Below are 15,532 nucleotides of genomic sequence, written 5' to 3'. Positions count from 1 at the left end.
TCAGCCGATCCCTTCGGCGGCGGTGGTCAGGGCCGAGCGCATGGTCTCCATCAGCTCGGCCTCCGCCGTCGCGCGGTCGGGCTCCGTGCCCTCGGTGTGCCAGGCGTAGTGCTCGACCGCCGCGCGCAGGGCCGCGTTGAACATCGCCGCCTGGATCGTGGGCCGCAGGTCCTCGGCGGACAGTCCGGCCCGCTCGGCCAGGGCGCGGGCGAACGCCGGCTCCGCCTCGTCGTACGTCTGGAGCCAGACCGCACGCAGGCCCGGCTCGGTACGAGTGAGCCGCACCAGCGCCCCGACGGTGGCCCGGTCGGGTCCGGCGACGATACGGAGATCTGTCGTGAGGTCCGGCGCGAAGACCTCCTCGAGCGGTTGCCCCGGGCGCCATGCCCGCAACCGGGCGGCGAGCATGTCGATGCCCGCCGTGAACAGCGGCCGTACGCATGCCTCCTTGCTCGGGAAGTAGCGCCACACGGTCCGGGCGGAGACTCCGACCGCCTGCCCGATCTGTTCGCCGGTGGTCGCCGCGACGCCCTGGGCGACGAACAGGTCCACCGCGGCCCGGGCGATCTCCAGCCGGATCTCGGCCTTGCGCTCCTCGGTCAGGGGCGGCCGTCCCGTGCGTGGGCGGGCTGCGGTCATGTGTCCCTCCGGCTCCGGTGATTCCGGTGATCACTCTCCCGGAATTCTCCACCACACGTTTATGTCACTCACAGACAATAAGTCTTAGGGTGAGCGAACCTCGGGCTCGCAGGCGCATGCGCGGGCCCTCGCGCAACGGACAGGAGCACCTCATGGCCGGCGGACTCGACGGACGCAGTGTCATCGTCACCGGAGCGGGCTCGGGCATCGGGCGCGCCGCCGCCCTGGCCTTCGCCGCGGAGGGGGCGCGCGTGGTGATCGCGGACCTCAACGCGGAGGGCGCGGACGCCGTCGTCAAGGAGATCGAGCAGGCGGGCGGCACCGCGGTCGCCGTCGTCGGCGACCTGAGCGAGCAGGCCGTCGTCGATCTGGTGGCTCGGACGGCCGTGGAGCGCTTCGGCGGCGTGGACGTCCTGGTGAACAACGCCGGGATCATGGACCGCATGTCGGCACTGGCGGACGTGGGCGACGCCGAGTGGGAGCGGGTCATCCGGGTCAATCTCACCGCTCCCTTCCTGCTCACGCGGGCGGTGCTGCCGCACATGCTGGAGGCGGGGAAGGGCGCGATCGTGAACACCGCCTCCGAGGCCGGCATCCGGGGCAGCGCCGCGGGCGCCGCCTACACGGCCTCGAAGCACGGGATCGTGGGCCTGACCAAGTCCCTCGCGGTGATGTACCGGAGCCAAGGCATACGCGCCAACGCCATCGCCCCGGGCGGCACGGCCACGGGGATGGTCCCCGACATCGACAGGAGCGCCCACGGGCCGGCGGCCCTCGGCCCGTACTTCGGCAATGTGGGCCGCGTGTCCGAGCCGGAGGAGCAGGCCGCCGCGATCGTGTTCCTCGCCTCGGACGCGGCGAGCAACGTCAACGGCGTGATCCTGCCGGTCGACAACGGGTGGGCGGCCGTCTGACGGCCGCTCAGGGGCTCACTTGCCCTGCACGAACTGACGCGCCAGCCGCCGCCCGACCGTGACGGCGGCGGCGTGGTCCTCGATCGGCTCGACCTGCGAGTTCTTGAAGACGATGTAGGTGACGCCCGAGGACGTGCCGCCGCCGCGTGGGTCCGAGGGGATGCCGAGGCCCTTCGCGGCGGCATAGGACGCCTCGCCGATGGTGTCGCGCGGGCCGATGTCGCCCACCACCGCGTACTGCACACGGTCCCGGTAGACGACGGCGGCGACCGATCCGCCGCGGACGCCGTCGTCGCGGTGGTTCCAGAGGGGGCCGACGGCGGGCACCACGATGTACGGGAGGCGTTCGGCATTCAGGTAGCGCCCGTCGGACTGCTGGTAGGCGGTGGCGCGGGAGAACTGCGGATCGGCGCGGCGGTTGCAGCGAGGCCCGGACCGACCGTCGCAGTCGATGTCCATGTCCGCCTTCCAGAAGACGGCGCGCCTGGTACCGCACACCGCGACGGACGCCGGTTTACCGGCGTCGGTGCGGTAGCGGCCGTGGGAGACCTGGGTGCAGTCACGCACCCTGGCCAGCAGATCGGCGGCACGGACGTCGCCCTCGCGCCAGGACACCGGTTCCGCACGGCCGAGGGACTCGGCGTCGGGCATCATCGCCGGGGCGACGAGCAGGGTGGCACCGGCCACGGCCAGGGTCAGCGACTGGACACGCACGATGAGGGGACCTCTCCTGGGGGACGCCGACGGACACTCGGCCCAACTTGGTGCCGTTGCGATCATGCGACCACCGTAAAGGGACCGCACGGTACAACGTCTCCAGCCGCGTCACGGCGTGGCGCGTGCCCGAACCCCCGTCAGGGGCCGGGCGCCCGAGCCTGCGTCGGCTCCGGTCGCCCGGCCACCCGCGTCCGGCGCGGGAACAGCGACGACAGCGGCCCGCGCCACCGGCATGAACTCACCAGCCCTCAAGGAGAGTTCAGCCGTGAGGAGCTTCAGCATACGTAACTCGTCCGGGCGGCAACCAACGCCGTCGCCCCACAGCCGCCCCCTTGATGCGATCACGTCAGCGGCGCCATATTGGTCCGGACCATTGCCACCGTGCCGTCCGGGGAGGCAGAGCCGTGCGTCGCTGCACCGTTCTCGTGTACCGAACCCTCGCGCTCTGTGCGGCCCTGGCTCTCGTCGGATCCTGCGGTGGGAGCGGCACCGGGGACGACGACGGCCGACTGCCGGCGGCCCCCGAGGGCGTGACCGCAGCGGCCGGCAGCTCGACCAGCGTGCACGTGATGTGGAACGCGGTGTCCGCGAACCCACGCGTCAGCCGCTACGAGGTGTATCGCGGCACCACGAAGGTCAAGGAAGTGCCCGGTTCGGAGCGCATGGTGGATGTCACCAGGCTCAGGCCGTCCACCCGTTACGTCTTCACCGTGCGGGCGCGGAACACCGAGGGCCGGCTCGGACCGCCCGGCCGGGAGGTACGGGCGACGACTCCGGCGGCCGTGGCGGCCGACGACACGGCCCCGAACCGGCCGGGGAAGGCGCGTGGCCGGGCGGTCGGCAGCAGGGCCGTCGAGCTGTCCTGGTCCGCCTCGACGGACGACCGGGCCGTGCTGTCGTACGACATCTACCAGGGCAGCTCGAAGATCCACAGTGTGGGCGGCGCACAGACGGCGACCGTGGTCACGGGGCTGCGGCCGGGCACCCGCTACGCCTTCACCGTCCGGGCCCGCGACGCGGCCGACAACGTCTCGCCTCCCGGCGGCACCGTCCGCCTCACCACCCCGGGCTCCGACGACGGGCGGAACACGGCGCCCACCGGCTTCCACGCGACGAGCCATCGCGCAGACGGGGCGTACTACCTCGACCTCCACTGGATCCCGCCGCGCACCGACGGCGTGATCACGGAGTATCAGGTCCGCCTCGACGGTCGGGCGGCCACCTCTTTGGTCTACGGCGGCAGCGCACCGCGCGACCGGGCGTCGTACTCCTTCTACGTCGGCCGGGACGCCGGTGTGACCCACCGCGTGCGGATCCGGGCCAGGCTGCCCGACGGCACCTGGGGCGGCTACTCGGCGGAGCGGACGGTGACGACCGGAAAGACCGGCGGCTCCCGGCCGTGACGGCGCTCCGGCATGGGCCGGACGAAGGAATCCGTCACCTGCCCGGTGGCGGTCCGCATGCGGGACGGGCCGCGGGGACGTTGGCTGCCCCTTGAGGCAGCACGGGTGTTTCCCGACCCTCGGCGGCGCAAAAGATGTACCGCCAACCGTGCCGTCGGAGGGCAGACCTATGCGCAACTCCCAGCCACTCCTCCGCTCCGCCCTGACCGCAGCAGCCGCCGCGCTCCCGCTCGCCCTGGCCGCCACACCGGCCGCCGCGCAGGGGATCTCCGTGAGCACCAGCGGGTCCACGGTCTCGGTGACGACCACCACGTGCTCCCGCACCAGCAGCAGCGGAAGCTGGGGTACCGCGTCACTGCTCAACAGCAGCCAGGCGAGCTTCGCCCAGGGACGTCAGGTGTCGCTGTCGGGGACCACCGCCCTGCAGTCGGCGGCCTGGTCGAACGTCAGCCCCGGCACGTACACCGTGATCGTCATGTGCTCGTTCAACAACAGCACCGCGGGCACCCAGTCCGTCGTGGTCGCCGCCGCTTCCACGCCCACCATCTCGGCCACGGTCAGGACCTCGCCCTCGCCCTCGCTCGGCGTCGCGGGCGGTCTAGGCGGTGCCATCAAGGACTACGGCCCGGTCACGCTGGGGGTGGGTGCCGCCCTGGTGGGCACGGGAGTGATCGCGACGGGCTGGTACCTGCGCCGGCGCGCCAAGCCCAACCGCCTGTGAGAGTGGCCGAGTTCACGCCGTCTCGGAACCCGGCAGTTCGGCGAACTCCTCCAGGGCGTGCGTGAGCCACTGCGTCCAGAAGGTCTCCAGGTCGATACCCGCCCGCAGCACGAGGTGCCGCAGCCGGTCCTGGGGAGCGTCCTTGCCGGGCGGGAAGTCGCGCTGCTCGATCTCCTGGTACTCCGCCAACTGCCGCCGGTGCAGCTCGAGATGGCGGCGCAGGTCGGCCGCGAGACCGTCGGTGCCCACCACGGCCGCCGCGCGCAACCGCAGCAGCATCACATCGCGGTGCGGCTTGGGGTCCTGGGACGCGGCGGTCCAGCGGGCCAGTTCGGCGCGGCCCGCGGGCAGGACCTCGTAGCTCTTCTTCTGCCCACGGGTCGGCTGTTCGGACGGGAGGGCGCGGATGTGGCCCTCGGCCTCCAGTCTTCCCAGCTCGCGATAGATCTGCTGATGCGTCGCCGACCAGAAGTAGCCGATCGACTTGTCGAACCGGCGGGTCAGCTCCAGCCCCGAGGACGGCTTTTCGAGCAGGGCGGTGAGGATCGCGTGCGGGAGTGACATGGCGTCATCCTAGGAAGGCCGCAGGGCCCCTAGAGGGCCGCCGCCAGCTCCGTGCCCTGCTTGATGGCCCGCTTGGCGTCCAGCTCGGCGGCCACGTCGGCACCGCCGATCAGGTGCGCGCTGAAGCCGGCCGCGACCAGCTCCTCGTACAGACCGCGGCGCGGCTCCTGTCCGGTGCACAGCACGATCGTGTCGACGGCCAGGACCGTGCTCTCCTCGCCGACCGTGACGTGCAGCCCGGCATCGTCGATGCGGTCGTAGCTCACGCCCGGGACCATGGTGACGCCGCGGTGCTTGAGCTCGGTGCGGTGGATCCAGCCGGTGGTCTTGCCGAGGCCCGCGCCGACCTTGGTCGTCTTGCGCTGCAGCAGGTGGACGGTGCGCGGCGGGGCGGGGCGCTCAGGGGCGGCGAGGCCGCCGGCCGTCGCGTAGTCCATGTCGACGCCCCACTGGCGGAAGTACGTCGCGGGGTCCTCGTTCGCCTTGTCGCCGCCGTCGGTCAGGAACTCGGCGACGTCGAAGCCGATGCCGCCCGCTCCGAGGATGGCGACGCGGTCGCCGACGGGCGTGCCGTCGCGCAGCACGTCGAGGTAGCCGACGACGCTCGGGTGGTCGATGCCCGGGATGTCGGGGGTGCGCGGGGTGACGCCGGTGGCGACGACGACCTCGTCGTAGCCGGCCAGGCCTTCGGCGGAGGCCCAGGTGTTCAGTCGTACGTCCACGCCGTGCGCGTCGAGCTGGTGGCGGAAGTAGCGCAGGGTCTCGTCGAACTCCTGCTTTCCGGGGACCTTGCGGGCGACGTTGAGCTGGCCGCCGACCTCGCTCGCGGCGTCGAAGAGGGTGACGTCGTGGCCGCGTTCGGCCGCCGACACGGCGCAGGCGAGTCCGGCGGGTCCCGCGCCGACCACCGCGACGCGCTTGCGCCGCCGGGTCGGGGAGAGGACCAGCTCGGTCTCGTGGCAGGCCCGCGGATTGACCAGGCAGGAGGTGATCTTCAGGCTGAAGGTGTGGTCTAGGCAGGCCTGGTTGCAGCCGATGCAGGTGTTGATGGCCTCGGGCTTCCCGTCCGCGGCCTTGGCGACGAAGTCGGGGTCGGCGAGCATCGGACGGGCCATCGACACCATGTCCGCGTACCCCTCGGCGAGCAACTCCTCGGCCAGTTCGGGTGTGTTGATGCGGTTGGTGGTGACGAGCGGGACCGACACCTCGCCCATGAGCTTCTTGGTGACCCAGGTGTAGGCGCCGCGCGGCACGGAGGTCGCGATGGTGGGGATGCGGGCCTCGTGCCAGCCGATTCCGGTGTTGATGATCGTCGCTCCGGCGGCCTCGACGGCCTTGGCGAGCGTGATCACCTCGTCGAGCGTGGAGCCGCCGGGGACCAGGTCCAGCATCGACAGCCGGTAGATGATGATGAAGTCCTCGCCGACGGCCTCGCGCACCCGCCGGACGATCTCGACCGGGAAGCGCATGCGGTTCTCGTACGAGCCGCCCCAGCGGTCGGTGCGGTGGTTGGTCTGGGCGGCGATGAACTCGTTGATGAGGTAGCCCTCGGAGCCCATGATCTCGACGCCGTCGTAGCCGGCCTGCCGGGCCAGGCGGGCGGCGCGGGCGTAGTCGTCGATGGTCTGCTCGACGTCGGCGTCGGAGAGCTCGCGGGGCGGGAAGGGGCTGATCGGGGCCTGGACGGGGCTCGGGGCGACGAGGTCCTGGTGGTAGGCGTACCGGCCGAAGTGCAGGATCTGCATGGCGATCCGGCCGCCCTCGCGGTGCACGGCCTCCGTGATCGCCGTGTGCTGCTCGGCCTCCGCGTCGGTGGTGAGCTTGGCGCCGCCCTCGTACGGCCGCCCGGCATCGTTGGGCGCGATGCCACCCGTGACGATCAGGCCCACTCCCCCGCGCGCCCGGGCGGCGTAGAACTCCGCCATGCGCTCGAAGCCGCGTTCGGCCTCCTCCAGGCCGACGTGCATGGAGCCCATCAGGACGCGGTTGGGCAGCGTGGTGAAGCCCAGGTCGAGCGGGTTCAGCAGATGCGGGTAACGGCTCATCGGGCCCCTCCGTGCGCGGTGTGTGCCTCTGTTGTAGAGGACCGCGACCATGTTTTGCAACTAGTTGCATAAGCGAGGATGGGTGACTCGGGCCACCCCGGGGCACAGACGCCTCATGAGCCCCGAAGACGCCGAAGTGATCGAACTCGCCCAGGCGCTGATCCGCCGCCCGAGCCGGGCCGGGATCGACGACTACGGGCCCGTCCTCACCGTCCTCGAGGGCTGGCTCGGCGACCGTGACCTGCCGTGTCGCCACCTCTACGACGACCAGGGGCGGCCGGTCGCCCTGCTGGTGGAGGTCGCGGGCGGCCGGCCGGGGCCGTGGTGGGCGCTGGACGCCTGCGTGGACACCGCCCCGTACGGCGACGAGGGCGCCTGGTCGTTCCCGCCGGACTGCGGGGACGTCGTGGACGGATGGCTGCGGGGACGGGGAGCGGCCGATTCCAAACTGGCGGCGGCGATGTTCTGCCGGATCGCCGCCGAGCTTCACGCCCGGGCCGAGGAGCTGCACGGCGGGCTCGCGGTGCTGTTGGACGTCGACGAGCACACCGGCGGGTTCGGTGGCGCCCGCGCCTACCTCAACGACCCGGCGGCGGTCCGCCCGGCCGGGGTGATGATCGGCTACCCGGGCCCGGACGAGGTGGTGATCGGCGGGCGGGGGCTGTGGCGGGCCACGATCGCGGTGCACGCCGACTCGGGTCACTCAGGATCGAGGCGGACGACGCTCGGCGCCGTATCGCGGGCGGCGCGGCTCGTGTGCCTGCTGGAGGAGGCCCAACTCCCCGGGGTCCAGGGCGAGTTCCCCTTGCCGCCGAAACTGACGGTGACCTTCTGCCATGGCGGCGAGGGCTTCTCGGTGGTACCGGACCGGTGCGAGCTGGGCGTCGACATCCGCACCACGCCGGGCTTCGACGCGAGCGCCGCGGAAGGGTTGGTCCGCGGCGCGGTCGCCCGGCTGGACGCTGCCCTGCCCGGACCGGGGCCGACCGTGATCACCCCGGTCACCGCCTGGCCGCCGTACCGTCTGGCCGAGGACGAGCAGCCCGCCGCCGCGCTACTGGAATCGGCCGCCAACGAGGGACTGACGGTGCGCGCGAAGACCGCGGGCCCCTCGAACATCGGCAACCTGCTGGCGGCCGAGGGCATCCCGGCCACCGCGGGCTTCGGCGTCCACCACGAGGGTCTTCACGGCACGGACGAACGCGCCCGCCTGGCGGACCTGCCCGCGGTCCACGCGGTGTACCGGCGTGCGGTGCTCAACCTCTTGAGCGTGGGCGCGACCAGTCACGACGGCGCCGCACGCGACCGATGACCCACCGCGGCACACCCGGCGGAGCGCTCCGTCAGCGACGTTCGAGACGTACGTGCAGCTCCCGCTCCTGATCGCCCGAAGCCGAGGAGAGATCACGCACCGTGAACAGCGGATCCAGAGTGCTGCGCAGACGCTCGATGGCCCAGTAGCCGCCCTGCGCGTCGACCTCGACCGAGGACGACAGACGCCCGGGACGCGGGCACTCGTGGGCGTCGGTGACCTCGAAGGTGCCGAGCCACACCATCGGACGGGTCTCGTGGAGCTGCTGCGGCACCTCGTCCGGGCCGCGGTCGGACTCGAAGCACGCGCACAGCGTGTCGAAGACGATCCGTGCGTCCTCCTTGCTGCATCCACTGATCTCGAGGGATACGGGCTCCTCGTGCGGTCGCACACGGTCCATCGTGATCGCTCCTCTCCTGGATGTGGCGCGGCCGTGCGGGTTCCCCGCGAACCGCGCCACATCCCCAGAAAAGCACCACTGTCCGAGCCAGACCAGCGAGAGGCTCAGCTTCGCGTGAAGCGGTACGTCTTGCTGTCGGTCAGCACGCAGAAGCCCGGCGACACGACGATCACGCGCAGGGTGCCGGACCGGCGGTCGTAGTCGATGCCCTCCGCCTCGAAGGTGCCGGAGCAGGAGCTGCGCAGCGGAAGCTGCCGGAGCGCCGTGATGTGTCCGGAGACGTCCGCGGTGCCGTTCGGTGCGGCGGACAGGTCGACCTGGAGCAACGGCTTGGTCATGCCGAAGAGCGTGCCGTCCGGGTCGTCGGACGAGCACAGGAGCGTGGTCGGGCCGGAGAAGTCGCAGCCCTGCACGTCGCGTACGGCGTGGTCGAGGTTGACGGTGGAGGCCTGCGGGAGGTTCGCCGAGGGCGAGGTGCTCGCGTTGACGCCGGGGGTCGGGAAGACCAGGAAGCGGCTCATGGTGCCGTACTCGCCCGACAGCATCCACTGGCCGTCGGGCGAGATCGCGACCCAGGAGTTGTTGAGCGCCTCGCCCGAGCCGAGCGTGTGGACGTACTCCGACCAGCTGCCGTCGGGTGCCTGGACGCGGAACATCTTCGCGTTTCCCGAGTCGGCCTGGTACGGCTCGATGTAGTGGCCGTCATAGGAAGCGTCGGGATCGCCGACGTGGTTCCAGCCCCGGCTGCTCACGCCGGCGGGAATGGTGCCGATGCCGGTGTAGTGGTTCGGGCTGCCCGCGGGGACCTCGACGGACGTCAGACCCTGGCTCTCGGTCAGCGGGTCGGCGCGGTCGGAGCCCACTTCGGTCCAGGTGTCGGCGGCCGAGGCGGGCGGGGCGGCCGACAGGACGGCGGCGGTGGCGAGGACGACGGCCGCGGTCAGGACCGCGTGACAACGTTGCCAGGCGCGCAAGGGCATGGGAGTACTCCTCCATGGGGGGGTGGGGCGTGCTCGGCGGACAGTCTGACCCGGTCAGGTGGTCATGTACAGACCAGGTCGCTAACACAGGCTTTCGGCTCGGCCACGCTCCGTGCCGGGTAGTGTCGTCACGGCTCCGGGGGGTACGGCCCTGGCTGTGTTGAGGGATGGTGGAGGTGGGCGTCGGGGGCGTCACAGGGACGGTTGAGCGCGGTAGAACTTGGGGAGTCGGCACGGGGGACGGCGTGCCGCGTGAACGGGCGAAGGCGGTGCGTGGAATGAGTGCACCCGGGTTTCCGGTGACCGAGGGCGAGGGATCGGTACGGCCGAGCGGGCTGCTCGACGTGCTGGGCGTGGCCTCGGTGGTCCTGGATGCCGAGGGACGCATCGTGCTGTGGAGCCCGCAGGCCGAGGAGCTGTTCGGCTATCCGGCGCAAGAGGCACTCGGGGAGTTCGCGGCCCGGATCATGGTGCACGAACAGCACCTCGACCTGGTGGTCAAGCTGTTCGCCGACGTCATGGTCACCGGTCAGAGCTGGGCCGGGGCCTTCCCCATCCGACGCAAGGACGGCAGCACGCGGCTCGTGGAGTTCCGCAACATGCGCCTGCTGGACGACCACGGCGACGTCTACGCGCTGGGACTGTGCGCCGACCGGTCGACCGTACGGCGGCTGGAGCGGGACGTGGCGCTGTCCACGCGGATGATCGCCCAGTCCCCCATCGGGCTGGCCGTCCTGGACACCGATCTGCGGTACGTCTCGGTCAACCCGGCGCTGGAGCGGCTCAACGGGCTGCCGGCCGAGGACCACGTCGGCCGGTCGCTCCGCGAGGTCCTGCCGCACCTCGAAATCGACGCCATCGAAGCGGCGGCGCGACACGTACTGGAGACCGGACGTCCCCTCGTCGACCGGCAGACCGTCGGCCGGACCCCGGCCGACCCGGACGACGAACGCGCCTGGTCGATCTCGCTGTACCGGCTGGACGACGCGGTCGGAACGGTGCTGGGCCTGGCCGGTTCGGTCGTGGACGTCACCGAGCAGCACCGGGCGAGCGTGGAGGCGGAGGCCGCCCGGCGGCGACTGCAGGTCATCGCGGACGCCTCCGCCCGGATCGGCACCACGCTGGAGCTGGACCGCACCGCACACGAACTGGCCGACGTAGCCGTGCCGGAGCTCGCCGACATCGCCGCCGTGGACCTGCTCGAGGCGGTGGTGACGGGCCGCCGCAGCAGCCTGGGTCCCGCGGAGCCGGCGGTGATCCGGGCCCTCGCGGTGCAGGCGGACAGCGCCCCGGAAGCGCTGCGGGCGGCCGACCCGCCCGGACAGGTGGCCCGGTACGGTCCCGACCGCCTCGTCACCGAGTGCGTGCGCACCGGCCGGCCGGTCATGGTGAGTGAGGTGGAGGCCGCGGACCTGCCGCGCATCGCCCGCTCGCCCGAGGCCGCCGAACTGCTGGCGCAAGCGGGCGTCCACTCCTATCTGGCCGTGCCGCTGATCGCACGCGGCGAGGTTTTGGGGGCCCTCGACCTCAAGCGCACGCGCAACCCGGTGCCGTTCAGCGAGGACGACCTGCTGCTCGCCCGCGAGCTGGCCGCCCGCGCCGCCGTGCAGATCGACAACGCCCGGTGGTACCAGAGCGCCCGCGACACCGCCCTCACCCTGCAGCGCAGCCTGCTGCCCAGCCACCCGCCCGTGACCGGCGGTCTCGAGGTCGCCTCCCGCTACCAGCCCGCGGGGGCCACCACCGAGGTCGGCGGCGACTGGTTCGACGTGATCCCGCTGGACGGGGGCAAGACGGCCCTCGTCGTGGGCGACGTGATGGGCAGCGGCATCAACGCCGCCGCGACCATGGGCCGGCTGCGCACCGCGACGACCACCCTGGCCTCCCTCGACCTCGATCCGGCCCGGCTCCTGGAGCACCTCGACAAGATTACCGACGGCCTCGACCACTCCATCGCCACCTGCGTGTACGCCGTCCACGACCCCGAGCTGCGGCAGTGCCGTATCGCCAACGCGGGCCACCTGCCGCCGGTACGGCTGCGCGCCGGGCGTCCCCCGGAGCTGCTCGAACTGCCCACCGGGGTGCCGCTGGGCGTGGGCGGGGTCGCCTTCTCCACCACCGCGGTCGACCTGGAGCCCGGCGACCGTCTCGTGTTCTACACCGACGGACTGGTCGAGACCCGGCAGCACCCGCTCGACGAGCGCCTGGACGCGCTCCTGGCCCTCCTCGAAGGTCCCGACCGCCCCCTGGAGGAGGTCTGCGACCTCCTGCTGCGCACACTGCACCAGCCGGACAACTCCGACGACGTCGCGCTGCTCATCGCGCGGGTGCAGAAGCCGGGCTGACCTGAGCCGATCGTCCGGGATGACCGGTTCTCACAGGTTTTTATTACCTGTTCCTTATCGTCCGCATCCGACAATCACAGCAAGGCATGGCAGAGGGATGCCGGTGCCGTGGCCGATGGGAGCGAGCGGTGACCCACGAGTCGGACGACTGGGAAGTGATGACGGGCCCGGGCGGCGCGGAACCTCCGCCGGAACCGGCCTGGGACAAGGTGTGGCGGCGGCGCTCGGGCCGAGCGCGCGCGGTGATCGCCGCGACCACGGTGGCGGTCCTGGCCCTCGGCGGCACGGTCGCCTACGCCGCGACCTCGGGCACCTCGGGCCAGGGCGCCACGCCTTCCGCCTCCGGATCCGCGTCGCCGTCGCCGGGCGGTCCCGACAGCCGGCACGGTCGCGGCCCGTGGTTCGGGATGGGCGGCATGGGTGTGCACGGCGAGGCGACGGTCAAGGACCAGGACACGGGCAAGTGGATCACCCGGATCTGGCAGCGCGGCACCGTCGAGAAGGTCGCCGGCGACCAGGTCACCGTCAAGAGCGAGGACGGCGCCGAGTGGACCTGGACCGTGAACTCGGACACCACCGTGTTCGGGGACGGTACGAAGGGTTCCGGCGCCGGCGACCTCAAGAAGGACGAGACGGCCCTCCTCACCGGCACCCGCTCCGACGACGGCACCAGGACCGCGACGCACGCGCTCACGGGCACCTGGGACGACGAGGGGCCCGGCGACCGCCACGGACACGGACACGGCAAGCCGGGCCCGGACAACAGGGACTGGCGCATGCCCGCCCCGTCGACGAGCCCGTCGGGAAACGGCGCGACGACCTGATGACCATGACCGCGCTGATCCAGCCGGAGACGTGACACCGGTTCGGACGCGGCTGCCCGCACCGACGACCGGCGTTACGGCCTGACGCCGATCACGACGTCGGCGAAGAGCTCCTCGGAGACCGCCAGACGTGCGCTCAACCCGCTGCCGGCGAAGGCATCGAGGGCCGCCGCGGCCTGCCGTTCGCTCGTCTCGGCCAGGAGGCAGCCGCCGGGGGCGAGCCAGCCGGCGGCCTCGGCGGCGACCCGGCGCAGGACGTCGAGTCCGTCCGCGCCGCCGTCGAGCGCGACCAGCGGTTCGTGGTCGCGGGCCTCCGCGGGCAGCAGGCCGACCTGATCCGTGGGGACGTAGGGCACGTTGGCCGCGAGGATGTCGATCCGGCCGCGCAGTTCGCCCGGCAACGCCGCGAACAGATCGCCCTCGTGGACCTGACCGCCGACGGCGCCGACGTTGCGGCGGGCACAACGCACCGCGGCCGGGTCGATGTCTGCGGCGTGCAGTTCCACGGTGTCGAGCGCGGTGGCCAGAGCCGCGCCGACGGCGCCCGAGCCGCAGCACAGGTCCACCACGACGGACGCGTCCGGAAGTTCGGCGAGGGCCTGTTCGACGAGGAACTCGGTACGGCGGCGCGGCACGAAGACGCCGGGTTCGACGGCGATCCGCAGCCCGCGGAACTCGGCCCAGCCGACGACGAGTTCGAGGGGCAGCCCGGCGACACGGCGGTCGACCAGGGCGGTGAGTTCCTCCGGGGTGCGGGCCGCGGCCAGGATCAACTGGGCCTCGTCCTCGGCGAAGACACAGCCCGCGGCGCGGAGCGCGGCCACGACGGAGTCACGGGTGGACGGCGACAGCGGGGAGGAGGGAGAAAGTGGAGGCATGGAAGCCGAGAGCCTTTCGGTGAACGAAGGGCGCTCTCGCGGTCACCTGACTACCGGCGACCCGCGTCGACTCGAGGTGAGAGCACCCGACCAGACGTTGCGGTAATGGGTCTCACCTCCTCGGATTCCGGCGGCCGGGACACTCCGCGGCCGGACGGCCACAGTACCTCAACGGTCAGACGCCGACGGTCTCCTCGACCTCCTCCTCGCTCTCCTCGACCTCCGCTTCGCGCTCCTCCGCCTCGGCTTCGACCTCGACTTCGTGGACCGGTGTCACGGTGGCCGCGTTCGCCTTGACCCGCTCGTACGCGGCGGCGATCGCCGTGACGGCGAGGCCGAGCAACAGCCACGCCGTCAGCGTCCATACGTTGCGGGACAGGCCGTCGCTGTCGAAGTACAGGAGGCTGCGGGCGCCCTCGACGAATCCGGCGCCGTTCCAGAAGGCGTGCAGGGTGCCGAAGAAGCCGTTCTGCAGGTCGGGGCGGAACAGACCGCCGGAGCTGGTGAAGTTGAGCATCACGAACAGCACCATCATGGCGAGGGTGGTCCAGCGCTTGAGGAAGGTGTGCAGGCCCACGCCGACGAAGAGGATGCCGGCGGAGTAGAGCCAGGCCATGCCCCACAGGGTCGCGAGATCGTGGTGGGCGAGGTGGAAGACGGGCCCCGCGAGCAGCGCGCCGATGCCGCTGACGACGGCGGAGACGCCGAGTGCGAGCAGGGCACGTATCCGCATCGGCAGGGCGGAGCCTGCGGCGCCGAGCGCGGCGACGGAGGCGTACGAGCCGATGCTCAGCGCGATCAGCAGGAAGAACAGGCCCTGCCCGGTGGGGTCGTCGTCGACCGGCGCGGCCACGTCGGTGACCTTCAGTGCGACGCCCTGCTCGGCGGCGACGGGCGTGAAGACCTTCTCGACCGCCGTGGCGTCCATGTCGGAGGCGGCGGTGGCGACCACGAGCTCCGGTGTCTTCGCGCCGGGCACGAAAGCACCTGTGATCTCACGGGAGTTGAGCAGGTCGACGGCTTCGGAGCGGGTGGCGACCGTGCGGACGTCGAGCTTGTCCCCCGCCTTGTCCTTGACGGTCTGCGCGAACACCTTCGCCTGCGGGCCGGAGCCGACGACGGCGACGGGCAGGTGGTGGGGCTCCGGGGTCACGAAGGCCCCCATGTACGCGAGTCCCATGCCGAGGCACATCAGCAGTGGGGTGATCAGGTGCGTGATCACATGACGCAGGGCCGGCGACCTCATCGCTCACAACCTCCAGATGGTTGGCTTATACAACTCTCACTTCAAGTTGTACTATACAACCAAGCGAATGAGGGAGGTCGAGGTCCGGTGGAAGCAGACGAGGCCGTGGAGGCGATCCAGCGCGAGATGACGGCCTTCGCCCGGCGCGCCCGTGCCTCGGCGGGACGCATGCACCCCGAGCTGTCGCTCGTCTCGTACACGCTGCTCGGGCATCTGGAGGAGAGCGGCGGCTGCCGGGCGACCGACCTGGCGGCCCACTACGCCCTGGACAAGTCCACGGTCAGCCGTCAGGTGACCGCGCTCGAACGGGCCCGGCTGATCGAGCGGCGCGTGGACCCGGACGACCACCGCGTCCAGGTCCTGCACCTGACCGACGACGGCCGCCGGATCCTCGCCCAGGTGACCGACAGCCGCAGGTCCGCCTTCCGGGAACGGCTGATGGACTGGCCGAAGGAGGACCTGGAGCGGTTCGCCGACTATCTCGTGCGCTACAACTCCTGGGCGCGCCCGGAAGACGACGGCTAGCAGACCGCGGTCGGGGGAC

At 71.7% G+C, this 15,532-nt stretch carries 15 protein-coding genes; 7 read left to right on the top strand and 8 right to left on the bottom strand.

From position 1 onward, the window contains the following. Nucleotides 1-639 (bottom strand): TetR/AcrR family transcriptional regulator, encoded by a 639-nt coding sequence (locus OG303_RS45590; protein WP_405875923.1) that lies wholly within the window; start codon nucleotides 637-639, stop codon nucleotides 1-3. 152 nt (nucleotides 640-791) lie between these two features. Here OG303_RS45590 and OG303_RS45585 point away from each other — a divergent pair, with 152 nt between their 5' ends. Further along, entirely contained in the window at nucleotides 792-1,553 is a 762-nt protein-coding gene (locus OG303_RS45585) for an SDR family NAD(P)-dependent oxidoreductase (RefSeq protein ID WP_405875922.1), read from the top strand. A 15-nt stretch (nucleotides 1,554-1,568) separates the two neighbouring features. On the opposite strand, the gene OG303_RS45580 is transcribed toward OG303_RS45585, so the two are convergent. Continuing rightward, nucleotides 1,569-2,267 carry a glycoside hydrolase family 75 protein gene (locus OG303_RS45580; protein WP_405875921.1) on the bottom strand — a complete coding sequence of 233 codons (699 nt, stop codon included), beginning with the start codon at nucleotides 2,265-2,267 and terminating at the stop codon, nucleotides 1,569-1,571. Nucleotides 2,268-2,674: 407 nt separating this feature from the next. Between OG303_RS45580 and OG303_RS45575 the strand changes: the two genes are divergently transcribed. Further along, nucleotides 2,675-3,673, top strand: coding sequence for a fibronectin type III domain-containing protein (locus tag OG303_RS45575; protein WP_405875920.1), 999 nt, complete (start codon nucleotides 2,675-2,677; stop codon nucleotides 3,671-3,673). A 169-nt stretch (nucleotides 3,674-3,842) separates the two neighbouring features. Further along, on the top strand, nucleotides 3,843-4,394 hold the full coding sequence (locus tag OG303_RS45570) for a hypothetical protein (RefSeq protein ID WP_405875919.1): 552 nt from the start codon (nucleotides 3,843-3,845) through the stop codon (nucleotides 4,392-4,394). A 12-nt stretch (nucleotides 4,395-4,406) separates the two neighbouring features. On the opposite strand, the gene OG303_RS45565 is transcribed toward OG303_RS45570, so the two are convergent. Next, on the bottom strand, nucleotides 4,407-4,958 hold the full coding sequence (locus OG303_RS45565; RefSeq protein WP_405875918.1) for a PadR family transcriptional regulator: 552 nt from the start codon (nucleotides 4,956-4,958) through the stop codon (nucleotides 4,407-4,409). 29 nt (nucleotides 4,959-4,987) lie between these two features. Then, nucleotides 4,988-7,003 carry an FAD-dependent oxidoreductase gene (locus OG303_RS45560; RefSeq protein WP_405875917.1) on the bottom strand — a complete coding sequence of 672 codons (2,016 nt, stop codon included), beginning with the start codon at nucleotides 7,001-7,003 and terminating at the stop codon, nucleotides 4,988-4,990. Between the two features lie 115 nt (nucleotides 7,004-7,118). Between OG303_RS45560 and OG303_RS45555 the strand changes: the two genes are divergently transcribed. Beyond that, complete coding sequence (locus OG303_RS45555) at nucleotides 7,119-8,315, top strand: M20 family metallopeptidase (RefSeq protein WP_405875916.1); 1,197 nt, start codon at nucleotides 7,119-7,121, stop codon at nucleotides 8,313-8,315. Nucleotides 8,316-8,346: 31 nt separating this feature from the next. Here OG303_RS45555 and OG303_RS45550 read toward each other — a convergent pair whose 3' ends face one another. Both OG303_RS45550 and OG303_RS45545 read right to left on the bottom strand, forming a co-directional pair. Further along, nucleotides 8,347-8,715, bottom strand: coding sequence for a hypothetical protein (locus OG303_RS45550; RefSeq protein ID WP_405875915.1), 369 nt, complete (start codon nucleotides 8,713-8,715; stop codon nucleotides 8,347-8,349). Between the two features lie 104 nt (nucleotides 8,716-8,819). Further along, nucleotides 8,820-9,695, bottom strand: a complete 876-nt coding sequence (locus OG303_RS45545; RefSeq protein WP_405875914.1) for a hypothetical protein — start codon at nucleotides 9,693-9,695, stop codon at nucleotides 8,820-8,822. A gap of 278 nt (nucleotides 9,696-9,973) precedes the next feature. On the opposite strand from OG303_RS45545, the gene OG303_RS45540 reads away from it, so the two are divergent. Continuing rightward, nucleotides 9,974-12,040 (top strand): SpoIIE family protein phosphatase, encoded by a 2,067-nt coding sequence (locus OG303_RS45540; protein ID WP_405875913.1) that lies wholly within the window; start codon nucleotides 9,974-9,976, stop codon nucleotides 12,038-12,040. 128 nt (nucleotides 12,041-12,168) lie between these two features. Continuing rightward, nucleotides 12,169-12,864, top strand: coding sequence for a hypothetical protein (locus OG303_RS45535; RefSeq protein ID WP_405875912.1), 696 nt, complete (start codon nucleotides 12,169-12,171; stop codon nucleotides 12,862-12,864). Nucleotides 12,865-12,938: 74 nt separating this feature from the next. Here the strand turns inward: OG303_RS45535 and OG303_RS45530 are convergent, their stop codons facing one another. After that, on the bottom strand, nucleotides 12,939-13,742 hold the full coding sequence (locus OG303_RS45530) for a putative protein N(5)-glutamine methyltransferase (RefSeq protein WP_405875911.1): 804 nt from the start codon (nucleotides 13,740-13,742) through the stop codon (nucleotides 12,939-12,941). Nucleotides 13,743-13,917: 175 nt separating this feature from the next. Further along, nucleotides 13,918-14,988 carry a hypothetical protein gene (locus OG303_RS45525; RefSeq protein WP_405875910.1) on the bottom strand — a complete coding sequence of 357 codons (1,071 nt, stop codon included), beginning with the start codon at nucleotides 14,986-14,988 and terminating at the stop codon, nucleotides 13,918-13,920. Between the two features lie 87 nt (nucleotides 14,989-15,075). Here OG303_RS45525 and OG303_RS45520 point away from each other — a divergent pair, with 87 nt between their 5' ends. Continuing rightward, nucleotides 15,076-15,513, top strand: coding sequence for a MarR family winged helix-turn-helix transcriptional regulator (locus tag OG303_RS45520; RefSeq protein WP_405875909.1), 438 nt, complete (start codon nucleotides 15,076-15,078; stop codon nucleotides 15,511-15,513). Nucleotides 15,514-15,532: the final 19 nt, after the last annotated feature.

It is taken from the genome of Streptomyces sp. NBC_00005, assembly GCF_045160215.1.
Classification (GTDB): Bacteria; Actinomycetota; Actinomycetes; order Streptomycetales; family Streptomycetaceae; genus Streptomyces.
The sequence above is the reverse complement of the archived record's forward strand: the minus strand, read 5'-3'. Positions and strand labels throughout refer to the sequence as shown.